The organism is Kushneria sp. AK178 (assembly GCF_053903105.1).
On sequence record NZ_CP096381.1, the window covers coordinates 1242372 to 1263544 of the forward strand.

A 21173-nucleotide genomic window follows, 5' to 3' on the forward strand; every position below is an offset into this window, starting at 1 on the left:
CATGTTCATTCGAGGCGTCGATTGGCCTGAAGGGTTCGGGTCAGCAGTGCCCGCAGGGCGGCCGGACGCACCGGCTTGTTGAGCTGATGATAGCCGGCGCGGCGAATCAGATCGGCAACCTCCTCGGTACGATCTGCTGTAATCACGATACCGGGCACATCGCCGCTGAAGCGTTCGGTAAGCGACTCCAGTGCCATCAGGCCGGTCACTTCATTGTCCAGATGGTAGTCGGCCAGAATGATATCGGGCTCGCCGCTCATGTTGCGGACCACCGAGCGGGCGCCGCCGATCGAGGTGGCCGTAAAGACCTCGCACTCCCAGCCTTCCAGCATGGACTTCATGCCTTCCAGCGTCATGGTCTCGTTGTCGATGCAGATGACGCGGGCGCCCCGGATCCGATTGCCGGCGCTTGTCTGCGACGTCTGCGTTTGCTGGCGGGTGAGGGTGGCGCCCTGCTTGCGGGGAACAGTCAGACCAAACATCGTCCCGTGGCCTTCCCGGGAGTGGATGGTGATCGGGTGATCGAGCACGCGGGCCATGCGGTCGGCAATCGACAGCCCCAGCCCCAGTCCCTTTTCGCTCTCGCGGTGACGCGATTTTTGATCCAGCCGGCGAAATTCCTGAAAGATCTCGGCCTGACGTGACTCCGGAATGCCGGGGCCGGTATCCCAGACCTCGATCGAGAGCTGCTCGCCCCGGCGCCGACAGCCCAGCAGTACCCGGCCGTGCTGGGTATAGCGCAGGGCGTTGGAGAGAAAGTTCTGGATGATGCGTCTGAGCATCTGCGGGTCACTGTCGATGACGGCGCCCGTCTCCACCATCTCCAGGTCCAGCCCGCGATCCTGCGCCATGACCGAGAACTCGGCATGCAGGGGCCGCAGGATCTCGTTGAGGGCAAGCACCTGGCGTCGGGGCGTCAGGGCACCGGCATCCAGCTTGGAGATGTCCAGCAGTGTGCCCAGAAGCTCCTCTGCCGCCTGTAGCGAGTTGTCGATGTGCACCAGGGTGTCGTGATGCTCGCTCTCCTCGAGGCGCTGGGTGAGGGCGGAGGTGAACAGTCGCGCGGCGTTGAGCGGTTGCAGCAGGTCGTGGCTGGCCGCGGCCAGAAAGCGGGTCTTGGACGCGTTGGCGGTCTCCGCCGTCTGCTTGGCCTGGCGCAGGGCCTGTTCGGCTTCCGAGCGGACCCGGTTTTCCTGACGCAGGGCATTGTTGACCTCGGACAGCTCCCGCGTACGCTCGCGGACGCGCTCTTCGAGATTCTCGTTGGTCTCCTTCAGGGCGATCTCGGCCAGTCGGCGTTCGGTAATGTCCTGATAGAGCGCGAAAAAGCCCAGTACCCGGCCGCCCTCGCCAAAGTGGGGTGTATAGGTGGCGAGCATATAGCGCGTGCCGCCTTCACGATCGAGCAGGGAGAGCTCCCACGAGACGCGCTCGCCGTTGAGCGCGCGCGCCATCCACGGCGCGCGCAGCTTCCACATGCTGGCGGTCATGACCTCTTCGGCGCGCTTGCCGATGGCCTGGAGACGGTCCACCTCCATGGCGGTTTCGTAGGCGCGATTGGTGAAGAGGTAGTGGCAGTCGCGATCGAAATAGGCGATCAGGGCCGGTACGTTGTCGGTATAGATGCGGATGTTGTTTTCGGAGCGGATCAGGGCCTCTTCGGTGCGCTTCTGATCGGTAATGTCCTGATAGGTATAGACAAATCCGCCGCCCACCATGGGCTTGCCGTGAATGTCGAGCACGCTGTCGTCCTGACGATAGCGCTGATAGTGATGGGCATGGCCGCTTCGGATGTTGTCCATCAAAAGCCGCACATGCTCCTGGGGGTCGCCGGGACCGTATTCGCCCTTTTCGGCGTTGTACAAAAAGATGCGCTCGATGGGTTCGCCGACATGAATCAGATGGTCGGGAAAGCGAAAGAGCTCCAGATAGCGCTGGTTCCAGACCACGATGCGCAGCTTGTGATCGACCACCATGACGCCCTGGTTGATGTTCTCGATGGTGGCCTGCAAAAGCGAGCGGTTGAACTCGAGCACCTGTGAGGCTTCATCGACGATGGAGACCACATCCGAGATGGAAACATCCCGGCCCGACAGGGCCGAATTCACCACGATGCGGGCCGAGGAGGCGCCAATGGCCGAGGCCAGCAGGCGTTCGGTAAAGCCGATCAGATCGATCGAGGCGCGCATGCCCGGATCAAGACGCTGCTGATGGCGCCAGCCATAGTCACTGAAGGCGCGCTCGACCTGATCCTCATTGAGAAAGCGCCGGGACAGTGCCTTGAGATCGCCCACCGAAGTCGTGCCGCCCCAGGGCCGATTGATCAGGGTCTGATGCGAGGCCACGCTGTCGACGAACAGCGAGGCCTGAATGCGCTCGACCACCCGCTGTCGCGTGATCTGGGAGAAAAAGATATAGCAGAACAGGTTTACGCCCAGCGACAGCAGCACGCCCTGGGTGATGGGGTCGTCAAGCGACAGCCCCAGCAGGTTGGCGGGGCTGAGCAGCTCGATGCCCATCGGCCCCGTTTCCACGGGAAAGGAGAGCAGGCCGGCGCGCACCAGTGTCGGCAGCAGCAGGGTATAGCCCCAGATCAGAAAGCCCAGCCCCATCCCCAGGCTGACCCCGAAGCGGTTGCCACGCTTCCAGTACAGCCCCCCGATCAGGGCCGGCGCCAGCTGGGCCAGGGCGGCCAGTGACAGCACGCCAAGGCTTGCCAGCGAACTCGAGGCGGCGGTGAGCTTGTAAAAGCCGTAGGCCAGCGCCAGCGTCAGGACGATGATCAGGCGGCGGATGCGCAGCACCCAGCGGGCATAGTCACCGTTGCGCGCGTCAAACCCCTTGAGACGCAGCAGCAATGGGATGACCACTTCATTGGAGATCATGATGGACAGCGTTACGGCGGCCATGATGACCATGCCGCTGGCGGCCGCGAAGCCGCCGATGAACGTGATCATGACCAGCCAGGGCTGATCAACGGCCATGGCGAGATGCAGCACCCAGGTGTCCGGATCAAGGCCACGTCCTTCAAGCAGCGTCATGGCGGCAACGGCCAGCGGCAGCACGAAAAAGCCGGCAGCAATCAGATAGAGCGGGAAGAGCCAGCGGGCCCGGGCCGTGTCATCGGTGCTGGTGTTTTCGACCACGGTGACATGGAACTGGCGCGGAATGCAGAACACGGCCAGCAGGGCCAGCAGGGTCTGGGTCCAGAATCCCTGACCGAAGCTGTCGCTGCTGAAGTGACTGCCTGCCGAAAGGTCCCGCACGGCGCGACTGGAAAGTTCGCTCAATCCATCAAACGCGCCCCAGGTGATCAGGGCGCCCAGCAGCATGAAAGCGCCGAGCTTGATCACGGACTCGAAGGCGATGGCCTGAATCAGCCCCTCGTGATGCTCGGTGGCATCGGTATGTCGGGTGCCGAACAGGATCGCAAACAGGGCCATGAGCACGGCCACGTAAAAGGCCGTGTCGCCGAGAATCGGCGAGCGCACGATGTCATTGTTGGCGGTCAGCACCATAAAGCTTGCCGCCATGGCCTTGAGCTGCAGCGCCAGGTAGGGGAGCGTGCCCAGCAGGGCGACCAGACTGGCCAGAGCGGCCAGTGCCTGGGTCTTGCCGTAGCGCGAGGCGATAAAGTCGGCAATCGAGGTAATGTTCTGTCGCTTGGCGACCCGGATCATCTTGGTCAGGATCGGCCAGAACAGCAAAAAGGCGAGAATGGGGCCCAGAAAGACGCTGAGATACTGCAGCCCCGAGTCGGCCACCTGGCCCACGCTGCCGTAGAAGGTCCAGGACGTGCAGTAGACCGCCAGCGCCAGACTGTAGACCAGCGGTCGCCGCTTTGCCGGCCCCAGCCGCCGCGCCCGTTGATCGCCGCGCCAGGCGATGCCAAAGAGCGTGACGATGTATAAAAGCGAGATGGTGAGCAGTAACCAGCCCTGAAACATCGTGGGAATCCTTGCCAGACCAGTGTAATGGCTGCTTCATGGTGACAGCCTTGAAATACGGATGACGATACGCGTGATGCCGCGACGTCATCGTCCCTTCAACCCCTGCAGCAGCGCGTCGATCTTCGCCTGTGCCATGCGGCGATGATAAAGTAGCGCCAATGTCGCATTAATCTGAAGTTATCTCCATGCAAGAACTTGATCAGTCCGTGAATACCCGTGACAAGCGGGAATTCGACAAGCTTCAAAAGCGCCTGCGCCGCAATGTCGGCAATGCCATCATCGACTACGCCATGATCAATGAGGGCGACAGGGTGATGGTGTGCCTTTCCGGTGGCAAGGATTCCTACACCATGCTCGAGATTCTGCGCAATCTGCAGCGCAACGCGCCGGTGAATTTCGAGCTGGTCGCCGTCAACATGGATCAAAAGCAGCCCGGCTTTCCCGAGCATGTGCTGCCGGCGTATCTGTCGGAGCGGGGCATCGAATATCACATCGTGGAACGGGATACCTATTCGATCGTGAAAGAGAAGGTGCCCGAGGGCAAGACGACCTGCGGGCTGTGCTCGCGGCTGCGGCGCGGCACACTCTACGGCTTTGCCAAAGAGATCGGCGCCGACAAGATTGCACTGGGGCACCACCGCGATGACATGCTGGAAACACTTTTCCTCAACATGTTCTTTGGCGGCTCGCTCAAGTCGATGCCGCCCAAGCTGCTCTCCGATGACGGCAAAAACATCGTGATCCGTCCGATGGCCTACTGCGCGGAAGCCGACATCGCCCGCTTTGCCGAGGCCATGGAATTTCCCATCATTCCGTGCAACCTGTGCGGCAGCCAGGAAAATCTGCAGCGACAGGTGGTCAAGGAGATGCTGGCCGACTGGGAGAAAAAGCATCCCGGGCGCATCGAGACCATGTTCAAGGCGTTGACCAACGTGGCGCCGTCCCAGCTGGCGGATCGGGACCTGTTCGACTTTCACGGGCTTGAAGAGAAGCAGCGCCTGATGAAGCGCGATCGCATCGATACGGTCAATCTGATGACACAGGAGGATGACCCCTCGCTGTCATGACATCGTCATTTTTGTTCAGGAAGTGTTTGACTTTCCAGCAATGATCGGTAGAATGCAGCGCCACATGACCCGGGTGGTTAGCTCAGTTGGAAGAGCACCAGCCTTACAAGCTGGGGGTCACTGGTTCGAGCCCAGTACCACCCACCATCATTGTTGATACGGTCATGTTGCTGTTTTCAGGGTTGCGGACTGGTAGTTCAGTTGGTTAGAATGCCGGCCTGTCACGCCGGAGGTCGCGGGTTCAAGTCCCGTCCAGTCCGCCAAATCTCTGGGTGCAGTAAAGTTTCGATACATGTGGACTGGTAGTTCAGTTGGTTAGAATGCCGGCCTGTCACGCCGGAGGTCGCGGGTTCAAGTCCCGTCCAGTCCGCCATCGAAACTGCAACATCGCTGTGTTGATCAAGCGATTATTGATCGCCCAATACGGTCGATTGCCGGGTGGTTAGCTCAGTTGGAAGAGCACCAGCCTTACAAGCTGGGGGTCACTGGTTCGAGCCCAGTACCACCCACCATCATCTTTCGGGATGATTTGACGTTACAAGCGCATGCGGACTGGTAGTTCAGTTGGTTAGAATGCCGGCCTGTCACGCCGGAGGTCGCGGGTTCAAGTCCCGTCCAGTCCGCCATCTGCTTGAACGTGTTTTACTCTCCCCCTGCAAGATTCTTTCCCCCTTGATTTTTTCCTGGTAGCGCATACCGCTCAGTCATTGCGCCATCACGCTTTTCGTGTGTCCGGCGATCGACCTGCTTGCCAGTCCTCACTGCGCGCTTCATGCTTGAAATGTCATGCCATTGATCGAGTGATCCTCGATCGGCACGCCAATAACAAGCTGCAGGATAACTCAAACATGACTACCCCCGGTTTCAGCAATACGGTCGCCAACAGCGATATTGCCACCGCTTCGCCGCGTTTTCTGGCCAGCGACAATACATCGGGCATCTGTCCCGAGGCCATGCACTATCTCTTGCAGGCCAACGAGCAGGACGATCTGGCCTACGGCAACGACGTCTGGACCGAGCGAGCAGCGAGTCGCTTCAGAGCGCTGTTCGAGACGGACTGCGAGATATTTTTCGTGTTCAACGGCACCGCTGCCAACTCGCTGGCTCTGGCGTCCATGTGTCAGTCCTACCACGGTGTGATCTGTCATCAGCTGGCCCATATCGAAACGGACGAGTGTGGCGGGCCGGAATTCTTTTCCAACGGTTCCAAGCTGTTGCCCGTCGATACGCCCATGGGCAAGCTCACACCCGAGGGCATCGCTCGTGTCGTGACGCGGCGCAACGATATTCACTACCCCCGCCCCAGGGTGGTCTCCATCACCCAGGCGACCGAAGTCGGCACGCTCTACTCGCTCGATGAGCTGCAGGCCATTCGGGAAGTGGCCGATCAGCATGATCTCAGGGTGCACATGGATGGCGCGCGTTTCGCCAACGCCTGCGCCTCGCTGGGGGTAACCCCGGCGGAGATGAGCTGGAAGGCCGGCGTGGATGTTTTGTGTTTTTCCGGGACCAAAAACGGCCTGGCCTTCGGCGAAGCCATCGTCTTCTTTGATCAGGAGCTGGCGCGCGATTTCGAGTATCGCTGCAAGCAGGCGGGACAGCTGGCTTCCAAGATGCGCTTTGTCAGTGCGCCCTGGCTGGGGCTGCTGGAAAACGATATCTGGCTTGCCAACGCCCGTCATGCCAACGCCATGGCGCAGCGGCTGGTCGATGGCCTCAAGGATATTGACGGCGTCAGTGCCATGTTCCCGGTCCAGGCCAACAGCGTCTTTCTTGAGGTCCCGGCCTCGGCGCAGCAGTACTTGCGCGAGTGTGGCTGGACGTTTTATACCTTTATAGGCGAGGGCGGCGTTCGCTTTGTGTGCAGCTGGAATACCTCCGAGGCGCTGATCGATGCATTGATCGCCGACCTTCGCCGAGCACTGGCACAATACCGCCAACAGTGATATTGATAAGACATCTTTCCTGATACCGGTGCGGCACAACGGATGCCGCACCGCCCGATTCGAGCCGGCGTGTTGCCCGGAATCCTTCCGGTGTGACGCAACCAACATCCTCCCTGAAACATGACACAACCTTCGATGAGCGGGAGTGCCGCAGTGGCTGATTGATTTTCATTGCAACGACGAGCGTGCATACGGCAGGGCACACCGTCGCAACTCAAGGAGAAGTTCATGAGCATTTTTGATCATGTGCAGCATCGCTTTGAGCGCACCCTCCAGGAAGAGATGAGCCTTCAGGAGTATCTTGAGCTCTGCCGCCAGGACCCCTCGGCCTATGCCAGTGCTTCCGAGCGCATGCTCGAGGCCATCGGTGAGCCGGAAGTCATCGATACGGCCAAAAATCCTCGCCTGTCCCGCATTTTCTCCAACAAGCTGATCCGTCGTTATCCCGCCTTTGCCGAATTTCATGGCATGGAAGAGGCCATCGAGCAGATCGTGGCCTATTTCCGCCATGCTGCGCAGGGGCTCGAGGAGCGCAAGCAGATCCTCTACCTGCTCGGGCCGGTCGGGGGCGGCAAGTCCTCGATCGCCGAGCGCCTCAAGGCACTGATGGAGCAGATTCCCTTCTACGCGCTCAAGGACTCACCGGTACACGAATCGCCGCTGGGGCTTTTCAGTGCCGAGGAGGATGGCGAGATGCTGGAAAGTGACTACAACATCCCCAGGCGCTACATGCGCAGCGTCATGTCGCCCTGGGCGGCCAAGCGCCTGCGGGAGTACGGCGGCGATATTTCCCGCTTCCGGGTCGTCAGGGTCTACCCGTCACGGCTCAATCAGATCGCGATCTCCAAGACCGAGCCGGGCGATGAGAACAATCAGGACATCTCCTCGCTGGTGGGCAAGGTCGATATCCGCAAGCTTGAGCTCTTCTCCCAGGACGACCCGGACGCCTACAGCTTCTCCGGCGGGCTGTGCCGCGCCAATCAGGGGCTGATGGAGTTTGTCGAGATGTTCAAGGCGCCGATCAAGGTGCTGCATCCGCTGCTGACTGCCACCCAGGAGGGCAACTACAACCCGACCGAGGGCATGGGCGCCATTCCCTTTGACGGGGTGATTCTGGCGCACTCCAACGAGAGTGAGTGGCAGCAGTTTCGCAATAACCGCAACAACGAGGCCTTCCTCGACCGGGTTTATATCGTCAAGGTGCCTTACTCGCTGCGCGTCTCCGAGGAGATGAAGATCTACGAGAAGCTTTTACAGCACTCGTCGCTGTCACAGGCCCCCTGCGCCCCGGACACGCTGCGCATGCTGGCGCAGTTTTCGGTGCTCTCCAGGCTCAAGGAACCCGAGAATTCCAGCATCTACTCCAAGATGCGCATCTATGACGGGCAGAATCTGAAGGACACCGACCCGCGCGCCCGCTCGATCCAGGAGTATCGCGACGCCGCCGGCGTGGATGAGGGCATGGAAGGGCTGTCGACCCGCTTCGCCTTCAAGATTCTCTCGAAGGTGTTCAACTTCGACTCCAGCGAAGTAGCCGCCAACCCGGTGCATCTGCTGTACGTACTGGAGCAGCGCCTCGAGCAGGAGCAGCTGCCGCGTGACGTGCACGATCGCTACCTGCGCTTTATCAAGGAGTATCTGGCGCCGCGCTATGTCGACTTTATCGGCAAGGAGATCCAGACCGCCTATCTGGAATCCTACTCCGAGTACGGTCAGAACATTTTTGACCGCTACGTGACCTATGCCGATTTCTGGATTCAGGATCAGGAGTTCCGGGACCCGGAGACGGGCGAGCTGCTGGACCGTCAGGCGCTCAACGAAGAGCTCGAGAAGATCGAAAAGCCGGCCGGCATTTCCAATCCCAAGGATTTTCGTCACGAGGTGGTCAATTTCGTGCTGCGGGCGCGAGCACAAAATGATGGCCACAATCCCGGCTGGCAGTCCTATGAAAAGCTCAAGGGCGTCATCGAACACAAGATGTTCGCCAATACCGAGGAGCTGTTGCCGGTCATCTCCTTCAATGCCAAGGCCTCCAACGACGACCGGAGAAAGCACGACGACTTTGTCGATCGCATGGTGGCCAGAGGCTACACCGAAAAGCAGGTGCGCCTGCTCTCGGAGTGGTATCTGCGCGTGCGCAAGTCCCAGTAAGCGGGCGGCGCCGGTACTTCCGGCGCCCATTCCCACCCTGAACGGGGCAGCCGGCCGGGTCGGCCTGCAGGAGGTGGCGACGTGAGCTATTTCATCGATCGGCGCAGCAATGCCCGTCACAAGAGCACGGTCAATCGACAGCGTTTTTTGAAACGCTATCAAAAGCACATCAAGCGGGCCGTGGAGGAGTCGGTCAATCGGCGCTCGATTACCGACATGGAGCGCGGCGAGAAGATCAGCATCCCGGGGCGGGATATTTCCGAACCCGTCTTTCGGCATGGTCAGGGCGGGCGGCGCACCGTGGTCAGCCCCGGCAATCGCGAGTTTGCCGAAGGCGATCGGCTGCGCCGCCCTCAGGGGGGTGGTGCCGGGGACGGCAGTGGTGAAGGATCGGCCTCCAATCAGGGGGAGGGCATGGATGAGTTCGCCTTCACACTCTCCAGAGACGAGTTTTTGAGCTTTATCTTCGATGGGTTGGAACTGCCGCATCTGGAGCGCAAACAGCTGGTCGACATGGCGGAGCGTCGGCCCATGCGCGCCGGGGTGTCGCGTCAGGGGGTGCCCGCCCGCATGAACATCGTGCGCTCGATGCGCGAGGCACACGCCCGGCGTATCGCCATGCGTGCCCCCATCAAACGCGCCCTGCTGGAAGCGCAGAAGGCGCTGGAAGAAGAAGAGCGCAAGGACCCGGTGCTGCGTCATCCCGGTCGAGTGCGCGAGCTCAAGGATGAGATCGAACGGCTGGAAAAGCGTCTGGAAGCCGTGCCCTTCATCGATACTTATGATCTGCGCTACAACCACCTGACCGACCAGCCGCAGCCCTCCAACAAGGCAGTGATGTTCTGCGTGATGGACGTCTCGGGGTCCATGACCCAGAACCACAAGGACATCGCCAAGCGCTTTTTCCTGCTGCTGTATCTCTTTCTCGAGCGCGATTACGAGCGGGTCGAGCTGGTGTTCATTCGCCACCATACGTCGGCTCGGGAGGTCGATGAAGAAGCCTTTTTCTATTCGCGGGAAACCGGCGGCACCATTGTTTCCAGCGCCCTGCATCTGCTTGATGAGATCATCGAGGCGCGCTACCCGCCGACGCAGTGGAATCTCTACGTGGCGCAGGCCAGCGACGGCGACAACTGGGATGACGACTCCGTGCAGTGCCGTCAGATCCTGATGGATGGGCTGATGCCGCGGCTTCAGTATTACGCCTATGTCGAGATCACCCCGCACGCCCATCAGGCGCTCTGGGATGAGTATCAGCGCGTGCAGGAAAGCTATCCCGAGCGTTTTGCCATGCGCCAGATCGTTCAGGCCGGCGATATCTATCCGGTCTTTCGTGAACTGTTCAAACGCCGTCAGAGCGGCCAGGAGGGACGGTCATGAGCGACAGCTACAAGCCGATCCAGGATGAGGATTTTCTGAGTCAGGGATCGGACTGGTCCTTTAGTGATCTGGAGTACTATGAGCGCGAGATCGCCCGCATTGCGGGAGAGTATCGTCTGGACACCTACCCCAACCAGATCGAGATCATCACCTCCGAGCAGATGATGGATGCCTACTCCAGCATCGGCATGCCGGTCGGCTACAGTCACTGGTCGTTCGGCAAGCAGTTTCTCTCCGTCGAGCAGGCCTACCGTCGCGGGCAGATGGGATTGGCCTACGAGCTGGTGATCAACTCCGATCCCTGCATCGCCTATCTGATGGAAGAGAACACCCTGATGATGCAGATACTGGTCATGGCGCACGCCTGTCATGGCCACAACTCCTTTTTCAAGGGCAACTATCTCTTTCGCGCGTGGACCGACGCCTCTGCCATTGTCGATTATCTGGTCTTTGCCCGGCGCTATGTCAGCGAGTGCGAGGAGCGTCACGGCGTCGAGGCCGTCGAGCAGCTGCTGGATGCCTGTCATGCGCTGCAGAATCAGGGCGTGGACCGCTACAAGCGACCCTCGCCCATCTCGGCCGAAGAGGAGGCGCGTCGTCAACAGGAGCGTGAGGGCTATCTGCAGCAGCAGATCAACACGCTCTGGAGCACCATCCCCCGGCTGCGCGCGGCGGATGCCGATCAGGCGGACGAGGCTCGGGACGAGCATCATTTGCCGCGCTACCCCTCGGAGCCGCAGGAGAACCTGCTCTACTTCATCGAAAAGAATGCGCCGCTGCTGGCGCCCTGGCAGCGCGAGATCGTGCGCATCGTGCGCAAGCTGGCGCAGTATTTTTATCCGCAGCGCCAGACGCAGGTCATGAACGAAGGGTGGGCTACCTTCTGGCACTACACCATCATGCATCGCCTTTATGATGAGACCCTCATCGATGAAGGCGTGATGCTGGAGTTTCTCCAGTCGCATACGTCGGTAGTGGCGCAGCCGGGCTTTGACAGTCCCTGGTACAACGGCATCAATCCTTATGCGCTGGGATTTGCCATGTTCAGCGATATTCGGCGCATCTGCACCGCCCCGACCGAGGAAGATCGGACGTGGTTCCCGGAAATGGCCGGCAGCGACTGGCTCGACACCGTGCATTTCGCCATGCGCAACTTCAAGGACGAGTCCTTCATCCAGCAGTTTCTGTCGCCGAAGGTGATTCGGGACATGAAGCTTTTTGCGCTGCTTGATGATGACCGCGACGACATGATCGAAATCTCGGCCATTCACGACGACCGCGGTTACAAGCGAATCCGGGAAGCGCTATCCCTGCAGTACTCGCTGGGGCATCGGGAGCCGGATATTCAGGTCTGGTCGGCCAGGATTCACGGCGACCGCTCCCTGGTACTGCGCCATGAGCGGACACAGCGGCGCACGCTGGATGCCTCGATGTCGCCGGTGCTGCACTATCTGCATCAGCTATGGGGCTTTCCCATCGTGCTGGAGGTGGTCGAAGATGGCGAGGTGGTGGATACCCATCACTACCCGCAGGTGTTCGAGTAACCCGGGTGTTGAAGTAGTCCCGGACGGCTGCCGACAGTGCCCCCGCGCTGCACGATCAATCCCGAAGCGCATTTTGCCACGTCATATCAGCAACCTGTCATTGACTGAGGTATACTCGCCGCCGCCCGAAAGGGCGGTTTGCGGGAATACCAAGGTTTTTGAAAATAGAGTGTCAGGGGATGGATATGGCGCGGCGACGCCCAGGGCTTTTAACGCGTTTCAGGCGCATGAGTGGTGTCGGGCTACTGACCACGGCGGTAATTTACGGGCTCTGGTACTACCAGGAGCGTACGTACTGGGAGCAGATGAGCTGGATGGGCACGCCGCAGGCCGAGACCTGGTACGACTGGAAAACGATCAATCGCACGCTGCGCAGCGACGGTTTTCTGACGGGGTGGTCGGATCTGCGCGCCAACCCGCTCTGGACCGTCTACCGCCTGGACCGGGTGGATCGCCCGGCCATCGGCGATCGTCCGGGGCATTTCAGCGAGGACTGGCGAACGCTGTGGCCGGTGACCTCGGATGACTACACCGGCAGCGGCTATGATCGCGGCCATCAGGCGCCCAACTACGCCATCGCGGCGGTCTACGGCCGTCAGGCACAGCTCGATACCTTTAAAATGAGCAATATCTCGCCTCAAAGGCCCGATCTCAATCGGCGCGTCTGGCAGCGGCTGGAAGAGGTGGTGATCGATCAATTTGCGACCCGGTTCGGCACTATCTGGGTCACCACCGGCCCCATCTTCGATGACCCCATCAAGCGCATGTCATCGCTGATCGAAATTCCGGATGCCTTTTACAAGATCATCGTGGCGCCGGGCGATGCCAAAACGCCGCCAAAAATGATCGCCTTTATCGTGCCCCAGGAGGTGCATGGCGATGAGCCGCTCGACCGCTTTCTGGTCAGCGTCAACGACATCGAGGCGCGCACGGGGTTCAACTTTTTCAGCGAGCTGCCCGAGGCGGTGGCCGATCGGCTGGAATCAGGGGTTGATACGCAGGGCTGGGGGCTTGAAGGCGTGGCGCGACAGCCGGCTCGCTTTTAAAACGCACGCTGTCATGGCGCCGGCATGACTGGTGTCATGGCAACAGGGCAGGCGTTAACGACAGCAGATGCAGGACAGCAGAAGACGGACAATCGGAAAAATTGACAGGAAAGGTCACGAAAGAGACAGCAGGAGAGTCACATGGTGCCCGGGAGAGGACTTGAACCTCCACGACCATACAGTCACTAGCACCTGAAGCTAGCGCGTCTACCAATTCCGCCACCCGGGCAGGGTGTCAGCAGCCAGAGGCTGTGATGAGAGCGATGAGTTGATCAACTGGTGCCCGGGAGAGGACTTGAACCTCCACGACCATACGGTCACTAGCACCTGAAGCTAGCGCGTCTACCAATTCCGCCACCCGGGCGTTGATCAGTCACTATTGTAACTACCTGAATTTGAAAGGACAATAGCCATTTCTTGTTCACCATCCCGACAATCACAGTGTTGAGATGGTGCCCGGAAGAGGACTTGAACCTCCACGACCATACGGTCACTAGCACCTGAAGCTAGCGCGTCTACCAATTCCGCCATCCGGGCAGGTGGGCCGAAATAATACGCAAAATTTTGAGCGATGCAAGGGGGTGAGCGCCGACAGGAGCCAATTTTTTACAGACGGCAATGTTGTCGGGTAAATAAAGGGTTTTGGGTCGTCCTGTCGAGACCGCTATAATCCGGCTCATGAAGACAATACATCACATCATTTCGCGCCCGCCGCTCGCCATCTTGCCTGGTATCACAGGACAACCATTTCAGGGAAGCAATCTATGAGTCAATGGACGCCAGCCGACGATCCGCAGGCGGACCGTGAGGCCAGTCAATATGACAATCCGGTCCCCAGTCGTGAATACCTGCTGCAGATTCTGACCGAGCACGGCAAACCGATTACCCATGAAGAGGTCAGCCAGCGGCTGGGCATCGAGGATGAGGATCGCCTGGAGGCTGTCCGTCGACGCCTGTCCGCCATGGAGCGCGACGGGCAGATTCTGCGTCAAAAGAGTGGTGCCTTTGAAATCATCGACCCCGAGTCCCTGCTGGATGGTCGTGTGGTCGGCCACCGCGATGGCATCGGCTTTTTCGTGCGCGATGACAAGCAGAAACCGGACCTGGTCATTCCGCCGCGTCAGATGCGGCGTCTTTTTGACGGCGACCGGGTACGGGTGCGGGTCAGCGGCAAGGACCGACGCGGCAGGGAAGAGGCCAGCGTCAACGAGATTCTGGAGCGCAACACGCCGAGCCTGATCGGGCTGTATCGCAAGCGCGGCAGTGACCTCGCCGTGGTTGTGCCCGAAAACAGCCGCATTGCCCATGAGATCATCATCGAGGACGGCGCGGCCAACGGCGCCGAAGATGGTCAGGTGGTCGAGGTGCGCATCACCACCCAGCCCGGTCTGCGCCAGCAGCCCATCGGTGAAGTCACCGAAGTGTTGGGCGAGCGCATGGACCCCGGCATGGAGATCGACATCGCCATTCGCGAGCACGATATCCCGGCCGAATTTCCCCATGAGGTGCTGGATCAGATTCGCGACATGAGCGATGAGGTGCGCGAGGAGGACAAGCATCATCGCGTCGACCTGCGTGACTGGCCGCTGGTGACCATTGACGGGGAAGACGCCAAGGATTTTGACGACGCCGTTTATGCCTGGAAGACCAAATCCGGCGGCTGGAAGCTGATCGTTGCCATCGCCGATGTGTCGCACTATGTCGAGGTCGACTCACCGCTGGATCAGGAAGCCTGGAAACGGGGCAACTCGGTCTATTTCCCCGGTCAGGTCGTACCCATGCTGCCGGAGCTTTTGTCCAACGGGCTGTGCTCGATCAACCCGGAGGTCGACCGGCTCTGCATGGTCTGCGAGATGAATATTTCGCAGCGCGGCGAGATCAGCCGCTACAGGTTCTATGAAGGCGTGATGCGCTCCCATGCGCGGCTGACCTACGAAAAGGTCGGTACCATGCTCGAGGATGCCGGTAGTGACGAAGGTCAGGCCCTGAGGCGTGAATACGCGCACGTGGTCAAGCCGCTGGAGGCGCTGCACGGGCTCTATCAGACGCTGCGTCAGGCGCGAACCGTGCGCGGCGCCATCGACTTTGAAACGACCGAAACCCAGATCATCTTCAACGAGCAGCGCAAGATCGAGCGTATCGTGCCGCGTACCCGCAACGACGCGCACAAGCTGATCGAGGAGTGCATGCTGGCCGCCAACGTGGCGACCGCCCGCTTTCTGGAGAAGCACAAGCTGCCGGCACTGTATCGCGTTCACGCCTCGCCCTCGGATGAAAAGCTGGCCACGCTGCGCGCTTTCCTTGGCGAGCTGGGGCTGACGCTGGGCGCCAGCGGCGAAAAGGGCAAGTCCACGCCGCAGGATTTCCAGAACCTGCGCGAGGTGATCAACGACCGCCCGGACGCCGACATCATTCAGACGGTCATGCTGCGCAGCATGAACCAGGCGGTCTACTCGCCGCACAACGACGGCCACTTCGGACTGGCCTACGCCGCTTACGCCCACTTCACCTCGCCGATCCGGCGCTATCCCGACCTGCTGGTGCATCGCGCCATTCGCTCGGTCATCCGCAGCCAGCGTGACTCGAGTCACGTTCAGCGCGCGGAAGGGGCACCGGATAACGAACCGCAGCGCTGGTGCCCGTACAGCTTTGAGCAGATGGTCGCCATGGGCGAGCACTGCTCGATGACCGAGCGACGCGCCGATGAAGCGACACGCGATGTCGAGGACTGGCTCAAGTGTGAATTCATGGCCGACAAGGTTGGTGATGTCTTTGAAGGCGCCATCGCCTCGGTCACCCAGTTCGGCCTGTTTGTACGGCTCAACGAGCACTTCGTCGAAGGGCTGGTGCATATCTCCAACCTGCCGTCCGACTATTACCAGTTTGAAGCCGAGCGACATCAGCTCAAGGGCGAGCGCAGCGGCGTGACCTACCGTCTGGGCGATGGCGTCACCATTCAGGTGGCCCGCGTGGACCTGGATGATCGCAAGATCGACTTCATGCTGACCGATGCGCAGCCCCAGTCGCGCCGCCGCATCCGCAAGCCCGGTGCTGATGCAGCCACCGGCGAGAGCGCGGCACCTGCCGCCGAAGAGGCGGAGGCACCGGGTAAAAAGCGTCGCAAGTCCCGGCCCGGCAAGAAGGAGCGCCTGCGCCGGCGTGAAGAAAAAGGGGCCGAAGCTGGCGCCACAAAGACAACCGATACCCTGAGAGCTGAAGAGGACGCGGAGGCGCGCAAGCCCCGCAAGCGCAGCACGACATCGGCCGATACCAAGGGCAGCGAGGCCGGCAAGGGCAAAAGCGGTGCCGGCAAGGGCAAAAGCAGAAGCGGCAGCCGGGGCAAGCGTAACAGCGGCAAGGGCGATCAGTCGTCATGAAGGGGGATCATCAGCGTGGTGGCAAGCCGGGCAGCAGCAAGCCCCGGGATTCCCGACGCCACAATGAGCCGGGTCGCGGCAAGCGCCGGGGGGCGTCGGGGGCAACGCCTGCCGTTCCCCGGGGGCTGGATGCCGTTCATGGCGTGCACGCCGTTGAAACGCTGCTGGCGCGCCAGCAGGTGCCCACCGAGCTCTGGATACAGGAAGGGCAGGCCGAAAAGCGTCTGGCGGACATCCAGCATCAGGCCACCACGCTTGGGTCGCGACTGGTATTGCAGCCCCGTGACGTGCTCGACCGGATCGCCGAAGGCGCCCATCAGGGCGTTATTGCCTTCTGTGAGCCGCTGGTGGCCGACAATGAGTCGTCCCTGTTCTGGCAGCTCGAGGCCAGGGGAGATCAGGCACCGCTGCTGCTGGTGCTGGATGGCGTGACCGATGTGCACAATTTCGGTGCCTGTCTGCGCTCGGCCGATGCCGCCGGCGTCATCGGTGTCATGGTCGCCCGGGACCGCTCGGCGCCGCTCAATGCCACGGTGCGCAAGATCGCCTGTGGCGGTGCCGAAAGCGTGCCGGTCTATCAGGTCACCAATCTGGCCAGGGCGCTGTCGCGGCTGAAGGAGCTCGGCATGCAGGTGCTGGGCGCTGCCGGCGAGGCGGAGGCCTTCGTGCACGATGTCGATATGCGCGGGCCCACGGCGCTGGTCATGGGCGCCGAGGGCAAGGGGCTGCGGCGTCTGACGCGCGAGCACTGTGACCGGCTCGTCAAGCTGCCCATGGCCGGTCAGGTATCGAGTCTCAATGTCTCGGTGGCCACCGGCGTCTGTCTGTTCGAGGCGGTGCGTCAAAGGCACGTCCGCTGATCCTTTTGCTTGCAAGCAGCGGGCCATCTCCCTACAATTGTGCGGTTTCGCGGCGGCCACGGCCGCCGAATGCATTTGCAGGGTAGCGAGGTGATGGCTTCGACCCTGCCCTTGTAACGAAAAATACCCTTCTATCAACTCCTTGCTTCCCATGGCGGCGATGTCTGTCATCGAGAAGCTGTTAAACCGAAAGGAGACACCATGCGTCATTACGAAATCGTGGTCATGGTCCACCCGGACCAGAGCGAGCAGGTGCCTGCCATGATCGAGCGCTATACCGGGCTTGTGACTGAAAACGGCGGTACCGTTCATCGTCTTGAAGACTGGGGCCGCCGTCATCTGGCCTACCCGATCAACAAGATCCACAAGGCTCACTACGTTCTGATGAACGTTGAATGCAGCGGCGAAACGCTGGCTGAACTGGAAAACATCTTCCGCTTCAACGATGCCATCATTCGCAACATGGTCGTGCGTTGCACCGAAGCCGTCACCGAAGCATCGCCGATGATGAAAGCGGCAGATGAGAAGGGACGCCGTCGTGAACGCGCCGATGATGAACGTCCGCGTGAACGTTCTGACTCCGATGCCGAAGAGTCGACCGAAGCTGCTTCCTGAGCTGATGCTCTGGCCTGAATCCACCTATTGGAGAGACTGACATGGCCCGTTTTTTCCGTCGCCGCAAGTTTTGCCGCTTCACCGCCGAAGGCGTGAAGTACATTGATTACAAGGACCTCGACACGCTGAAGGCCTACGTGACCGAGACCGGCAAGATCGTCCCGAGCCGTATCACCGGCACGCGTGCCCGCTATCAGCGTCAGCTGGCTACCGCGATCAAGCGCGCCCGCTATCTGGCCCTGCTGCCCTATACCGACAGCCACCAGTAAGCTGCCCACATCATGCAGGGGATCGCTCGCTGGATAATGCAGAGTACGCCGCGCGCGATTGGCGTGGCGCTGCTGGGGTCACTGATCCCGTGGCTTTTCTGGCTGTCTGCGGCGATCAGTGCGCTGGTGACGCTGCGCCGCGGTCTCGGGCCGGCGTCACCGGTTGTACTGGCAGCATCGCTGCCGGCAGGCTGGTGGTGGATGCAGGGAGACGCCATCCCGCTGGCCAGCATTCTGCTGGTCACGGTCATGGCCATTATCCTTCGAGAGCGATTTCGCTGGGGTGAGACCCTGCTGGCAGGGGCGGTCGTGGTGGCCGTGTTGATTCATCTGGGAATCTTCGCTCCCCCCGACGCCGCACAGCTGATCGAGGAGGTCCGCGCTCAGGCACCGGAAATCGACGAACTGCTGCGGCAGTACGCAAGCCAGGGGGTGCCGGTCGAACGGCTGGCACTGTTGATGATCTCGGCCGTAACCGGCCTGATGGTCATGCTGGCAGCGACCGCCTGTCTTGCGCTGGCGCGCAGCTGGCAGGCCGCCCTGTATAACCCCGGCGGTTTCCGTGAAGAGTTCCACCGCTTTCGTCTGTCGAAACCGGAACTTGCCGGTGTGGTCGTGATGACCGCGATCGGCATGCTGGGCGCGTTTCCGGGCGCCGTTTTGATGGCCTGGGTGCCCCTGCTGGTAGCGGGCATTGCCCTGGTGCACGGTGTGGTAGGTGTAAAGTCCATGAGAGGGTTCTGGCTGGTCGGCTTTTATGCATTGCTGCTGACCACCTGGCCCACGTTAGTGATAGTGCTGCTGCTGGCGCTGATAGATACCTTTGCGGATTTCCGCACGCGTCTGATCGGCAGTCAACGTTAAGAGGTCCACGAGATGGAAGTCATTCTGCTCGACAAGCTCGGCAAGCTGGGTGGCCTGGGTGACCAGGTCAACGTCAAGCCGGGTTACGGTCGTAACTACCTGGTGCCCTACGGCCTGGCCGTTCCGGCAACCAAAGCCAATGTCGAAGCCTTCGAAACGCGTCGCGCCGAACTCGAAGCCGACGCCGCTGCGCGCCAGGCCGAAGCCGAGCGCCGCGCCGAAGAGCTTTCCGAGATCGAGCTGTCGCTCGTTGCTCGCGCTGGCGATGAAGGCAAGCTGTTCGGTTCCATCGGTCCGCGTGATCTGGCCGATGCCATCGCGCAGGCAGGCATCGATGTCGCACGCAGTGAAGTGCGCATGGGCGAAGGCCCGATTCGCCAGACCGGCGAATATGACATCGAGCTGCGTCTGCACGCCGATGTGACCGCCAGCGTTCGCGTTGTAGTGGTTGCCGAATAAGCCACGCCATATGGCGATGGGCATATCCTCGATATGCCACTGTGAAGGGGCACCCTGTGTGCCCCTTTTTTTAATGGCCCTGTACGCGGGACAGGCCATGACATGCTTTTCCTGTGGGCGTAGGCTATGACCCTGCGCTGCATCACTCTCCCGGGTACGTCGTAACATGGTTGATCATCGTCATGAGTGAAGTGATCGAGTTTGATCAGGAAACCGCTGCGCTCAAGGTACCGCCACACTCGCTTGAAGCCGAGCAGTCCGTGCTGGGCGGTCTGATGCTGGACAACCAGGCCTGGGACGAGATTGCCGATCGTCTGGTCAGCGATGACTTCTACCGCATCGAGCATCGTGACGTCTTCAAGGCCATGGGGCGTCTGGCCGAAGAGGGCCGCCCGCTGGATGTGGTCACGCTGTCCGAGGAGCTCGAGTCCCACGATCGCCTGGATCGTGTGGGCGGACTCTCCTATCTGGCCGAACTGGCCCGCAACACGCCCTCTGCCAGCAACATCCGCGCCTACGCCGATATCGTTCGCGAGCGCGCCACACTGCGCAAGCTGATCACCGCGGCCAATCAGATCGCTGAAGGCGCTTTCAACCCTCAGGGACGCACGGCCGATGAGCTGGTCAATGAGGCCGAGCGGCTGGTCTTTCAGATCTCCGAGTCCCGTCCCAAAAGCGGTGGCGCCATCGGCATGAGCGATCTGCTCAGCAAGGCGGTGGATCGCATCGATGAGCTTTTCAACCTCAAGGGGCAGATGACGGGGCTGTCGACCGGTTTTCGCGATCTGGATGACATGACCTCCGGTCTGCAGCCCTCTGATCTGGTGATCGTGGCGGGGCGCCCCTCGATGGGCAAGACCACCTTCGCGATGAATCTGGTCGAACACGCCGTGGTGAGCAGTGACAAGGCCGTGGTGGTCTTTTCGATGGAGATGCCGGCCGAGTCGCTGATGCTGCGCATGATCTCCTCGCTGGGCCGCATCGATCAGACCCGGGTGCGTAACGGTCAGCTCGAGGACGAGGACTGGCCGCGGCTGACGTCGGCGGTCAATCTCTTGAAGGACAAAAAGCTTTACGTGGATGATACCTCTGCGCTTTCGCCCAACGAGATGCGCTCGCGCAGCCGGCGCATCGCGCGGGATGCCGGCGGTATCGGCATGATCATGATCGACTATCTGCAGCTGATGCAGGTGCCGGGCCTGACGGAAAACCGTACCGCGGAGATTTCGGAAATCTCGCGGGCGCTCAAGGGCCTGGCCCGCGAGTTCAACTGCCCGGTCGTGGCGCTGTCACAGCTCAACCGTTCGCTCGAGCAGCGTCCCAACAAGCGCCCGGTCATGTCGGATTTGCGTGAATCCGGCGCCATCGAGCAGGATGCGGATGTGATCGCCTTCGTCTATCGCGACGAGGTGTATAACAAGGACAATCCCGACAACAAGGGGCTGGCCGAGTTGATCATCGGCAAGCAGCGTAACGGTCCCATCGGTACCGTGCATATGGCCTTTATCGGTAAATACACCCGATTCGAGGATCTGGCGCCGGGCAGCTACGGCCAGTACGAAGAGTAGACCGCGCCCTGATCAACCTGAACAAGAGACGGCGCCCCGGGCGCCATTTTCCCTTTCCTGATAAGCCTGACAGGAGT

The 21173-nt window shown here is 60.8% G+C and carries 14 protein-coding genes and 8 tRNA genes; 18 read left to right on the forward strand and 4 right to left on the reverse strand.

From position 1 onward, the window contains the following. Positions 1 to 5: 5 nt before the first annotated feature. Positions 6 to 3947 carry a NahK/ErcS family hybrid sensor histidine kinase/response regulator gene (locus M1D97_RS05520; protein WP_456269739.1) on the reverse strand — a complete coding sequence of 1314 codons (3942 nt, stop codon included), beginning with the start codon at positions 3945 to 3947 and terminating at the stop codon, positions 6 to 8. A 188-nt stretch (positions 3948 to 4135) separates the two neighbouring features. Here M1D97_RS05520 and ttcA point away from each other — a divergent pair, with 188 nt between their 5' ends. The 11 genes from ttcA (at position 4136) to M1D97_RS05575 (ending at position 13084) form a co-directional block, all read left to right on the forward strand. Next, the gene (gene ttcA, locus M1D97_RS05525; RefSeq protein ID WP_456269740.1) at positions 4136 to 5017 is read left to right on the forward strand and encodes a tRNA 2-thiocytidine(32) synthetase TtcA; all 882 of its coding nucleotides are present in this window, start codon (positions 4136 to 4138) and stop codon (positions 5015 to 5017) included. 71 nt (positions 5018 to 5088) lie between these two features. Then, positions 5089 to 5164: transfer RNA gene (locus M1D97_RS05530), tRNA-Val, on the forward strand. A gap of 39 nt (positions 5165 to 5203) precedes the next feature. Next, positions 5204 to 5280, forward strand: a tRNA-Asp gene (locus M1D97_RS05535). 33 nt (positions 5281 to 5313) lie between these two features. Next, positions 5314 to 5390 (forward strand) — tRNA-Asp (locus tag M1D97_RS05540). A 63-nt stretch (positions 5391 to 5453) separates the two neighbouring features. Beyond that, positions 5454 to 5529 (forward strand) — tRNA-Val (locus M1D97_RS05545). A gap of 37 nt (positions 5530 to 5566) precedes the next feature. Further along, positions 5567 to 5643: transfer RNA gene (locus tag M1D97_RS05550), tRNA-Asp, on the forward strand. Positions 5644 to 5865: 222 nt separating this feature from the next. Further along, a complete protein-coding gene (locus M1D97_RS05555) occupies positions 5866 to 6963 on the forward strand; it encodes a threonine aldolase family protein (RefSeq protein ID WP_456269741.1) in 1098 nt (365 codons plus the stop codon). Positions 6964 to 7191: 228 nt separating this feature from the next. Further along, positions 7192 to 9114: a PrkA family serine protein kinase gene (locus M1D97_RS05560; protein ID WP_456269742.1), complete on the forward strand. Its 1923-nt coding sequence runs from the start codon at positions 7192 to 7194 to the stop codon at positions 9112 to 9114. An 81-nt stretch (positions 9115 to 9195) separates the two neighbouring features. Beyond that, the gene (locus M1D97_RS05565; protein WP_456269743.1) at positions 9196 to 10494 is read left to right on the forward strand and encodes a YeaH/YhbH family protein; all 1299 of its coding nucleotides are present in this window, start codon (positions 9196 to 9198) and stop codon (positions 10492 to 10494) included. Continuing rightward, the gene (locus tag M1D97_RS05570) at positions 10491 to 12038 is read left to right on the forward strand and encodes a SpoVR family protein (protein WP_456269744.1); all 1548 of its coding nucleotides are present in this window, start codon (positions 10491 to 10493) and stop codon (positions 12036 to 12038) included. The genes M1D97_RS05565 and M1D97_RS05570 overlap by 4 nt, the downstream gene beginning before the upstream one ends. Before the next feature lie 227 nt (positions 12039 to 12265). After that, positions 12266 to 13084 carry a DNA/RNA non-specific endonuclease gene (locus tag M1D97_RS05575; RefSeq protein WP_456269745.1) on the forward strand — a complete coding sequence of 273 codons (819 nt, stop codon included), beginning with the start codon at positions 12266 to 12268 and terminating at the stop codon, positions 13082 to 13084. Between the two features lie 142 nt (positions 13085 to 13226). Here the strand turns inward: M1D97_RS05575 and M1D97_RS05580 are convergent. The 3 genes from M1D97_RS05580 to M1D97_RS05590 form a co-directional block, all read right to left on the reverse strand. Next, positions 13227 to 13313, reverse strand: a tRNA-Leu gene (locus tag M1D97_RS05580). A 48-nt stretch (positions 13314 to 13361) separates the two neighbouring features. After that, positions 13362 to 13448: transfer RNA gene (locus M1D97_RS05585), tRNA-Leu, on the reverse strand. 86 nt (positions 13449 to 13534) lie between these two features. Further along, a tRNA-Leu gene (locus M1D97_RS05590) sits at positions 13535 to 13621 on the reverse strand. A 227-nt stretch (positions 13622 to 13848) separates the two neighbouring features. Here M1D97_RS05590 and rnr point away from each other — a divergent pair. The 7 genes from rnr (at position 13849) to dnaB (ending at position 21096) form a co-directional block, all read left to right on the forward strand. Beyond that, positions 13849 to 16461, forward strand: a complete 2613-nt coding sequence (rnr, locus tag M1D97_RS05595; protein WP_456269746.1) for a ribonuclease R — start codon at positions 13849 to 13851, stop codon at positions 16459 to 16461. Beyond that, a complete protein-coding gene (rlmB, locus tag M1D97_RS05600; RefSeq protein WP_456269747.1) occupies positions 16458 to 17321 on the forward strand; it encodes a 23S rRNA (guanosine(2251)-2'-O)-methyltransferase RlmB in 864 nt (287 codons plus the stop codon). Before rnr ends, rlmB begins: the two co-directional genes overlap by 4 nt. Positions 17322 to 17522: 201 nt before the next feature. Next, positions 17523 to 17936, forward strand: a complete 414-nt coding sequence (gene rpsF, locus M1D97_RS05605; RefSeq protein WP_456269748.1) for a 30S ribosomal protein S6 — start codon at positions 17523 to 17525, stop codon at positions 17934 to 17936. Positions 17937 to 17977: 41 nt separating this feature from the next. Next, positions 17978 to 18205: a 30S ribosomal protein S18 gene (gene rpsR, locus M1D97_RS05610; protein WP_086622313.1), complete on the forward strand. Its 228-nt coding sequence runs from the start codon at positions 17978 to 17980 to the stop codon at positions 18203 to 18205. A gap of 12 nt (positions 18206 to 18217) precedes the next feature. Beyond that, a complete protein-coding gene (locus tag M1D97_RS05615; protein WP_456269749.1) occupies positions 18218 to 19069 on the forward strand; it encodes a hypothetical protein in 852 nt (283 codons plus the stop codon). Positions 19070 to 19081: 12 nt separating this feature from the next. After that, entirely contained in the window at positions 19082 to 19528 is a 447-nt protein-coding gene (gene rplI / locus M1D97_RS05620; protein WP_456269750.1) for a 50S ribosomal protein L9, read from the forward strand. Positions 19529 to 19710: 182 nt separating this feature from the next. Then, entirely contained in the window at positions 19711 to 21096 is a 1386-nt protein-coding gene (dnaB, locus tag M1D97_RS05625) for a replicative DNA helicase (RefSeq protein ID WP_456269751.1), read from the forward strand. Positions 21097 to 21173: the final 77 nt, after the last annotated feature.

What these genes read in the sequence shown, in the direction of transcription:
- M1D97_RS05520 (WP_456269739.1), bottom strand. Translation starts at nt 3,947, where the DNA reads ATGTTTCAGGGCTGGTTACTGCTCACCATCTCGCTTTTATACATCGTC.
- ttcA (WP_456269740.1), top strand. Translation starts at nt 4,136, where the DNA reads ATGCAAGAACTTGATCAGTCCGTGAATACCCGTGACAAGCGGGAATTC.
- M1D97_RS05555 (WP_456269741.1), top strand. Translation starts at nt 5,866, where the DNA reads ATGACTACCCCCGGTTTCAGCAATACGGTCGCCAACAGCGATATTGCC.
- M1D97_RS05560 (WP_456269742.1), top strand. Translation starts at nt 7,192, where the DNA reads ATGAGCATTTTTGATCATGTGCAGCATCGCTTTGAGCGCACCCTCCAG.
- M1D97_RS05570 (WP_456269744.1), top strand. Translation starts at nt 10,491, where the DNA reads ATGAGCGACAGCTACAAGCCGATCCAGGATGAGGATTTTCTGAGTCAG.
- M1D97_RS05575 (WP_456269745.1), top strand. Translation starts at nt 12,266, where the DNA reads ATGAGTGGTGTCGGGCTACTGACCACGGCGGTAATTTACGGGCTCTGG.
- rnr (WP_456269746.1), top strand. Translation starts at nt 13,849, where the DNA reads ATGAGTCAATGGACGCCAGCCGACGATCCGCAGGCGGACCGTGAGGCC.
- rlmB (WP_456269747.1), top strand. Translation starts at nt 16,458, where the DNA reads ATGAAGGGGGATCATCAGCGTGGTGGCAAGCCGGGCAGCAGCAAGCCC.
- rpsF (WP_456269748.1), top strand. Translation starts at nt 17,523, where the DNA reads ATGCGTCATTACGAAATCGTGGTCATGGTCCACCCGGACCAGAGCGAG.
- rpsR (WP_086622313.1), top strand. Translation starts at nt 17,978, where the DNA reads ATGGCCCGTTTTTTCCGTCGCCGCAAGTTTTGCCGCTTCACCGCCGAA.
- M1D97_RS05615 (WP_456269749.1), top strand. Translation starts at nt 18,218, where the DNA reads ATGCAGGGGATCGCTCGCTGGATAATGCAGAGTACGCCGCGCGCGATT.
- rplI (WP_456269750.1), top strand. Translation starts at nt 19,082, where the DNA reads ATGGAAGTCATTCTGCTCGACAAGCTCGGCAAGCTGGGTGGCCTGGGT.
- dnaB (WP_456269751.1), top strand. Translation starts at nt 19,711, where the DNA reads ATGAGTGAAGTGATCGAGTTTGATCAGGAAACCGCTGCGCTCAAGGTA.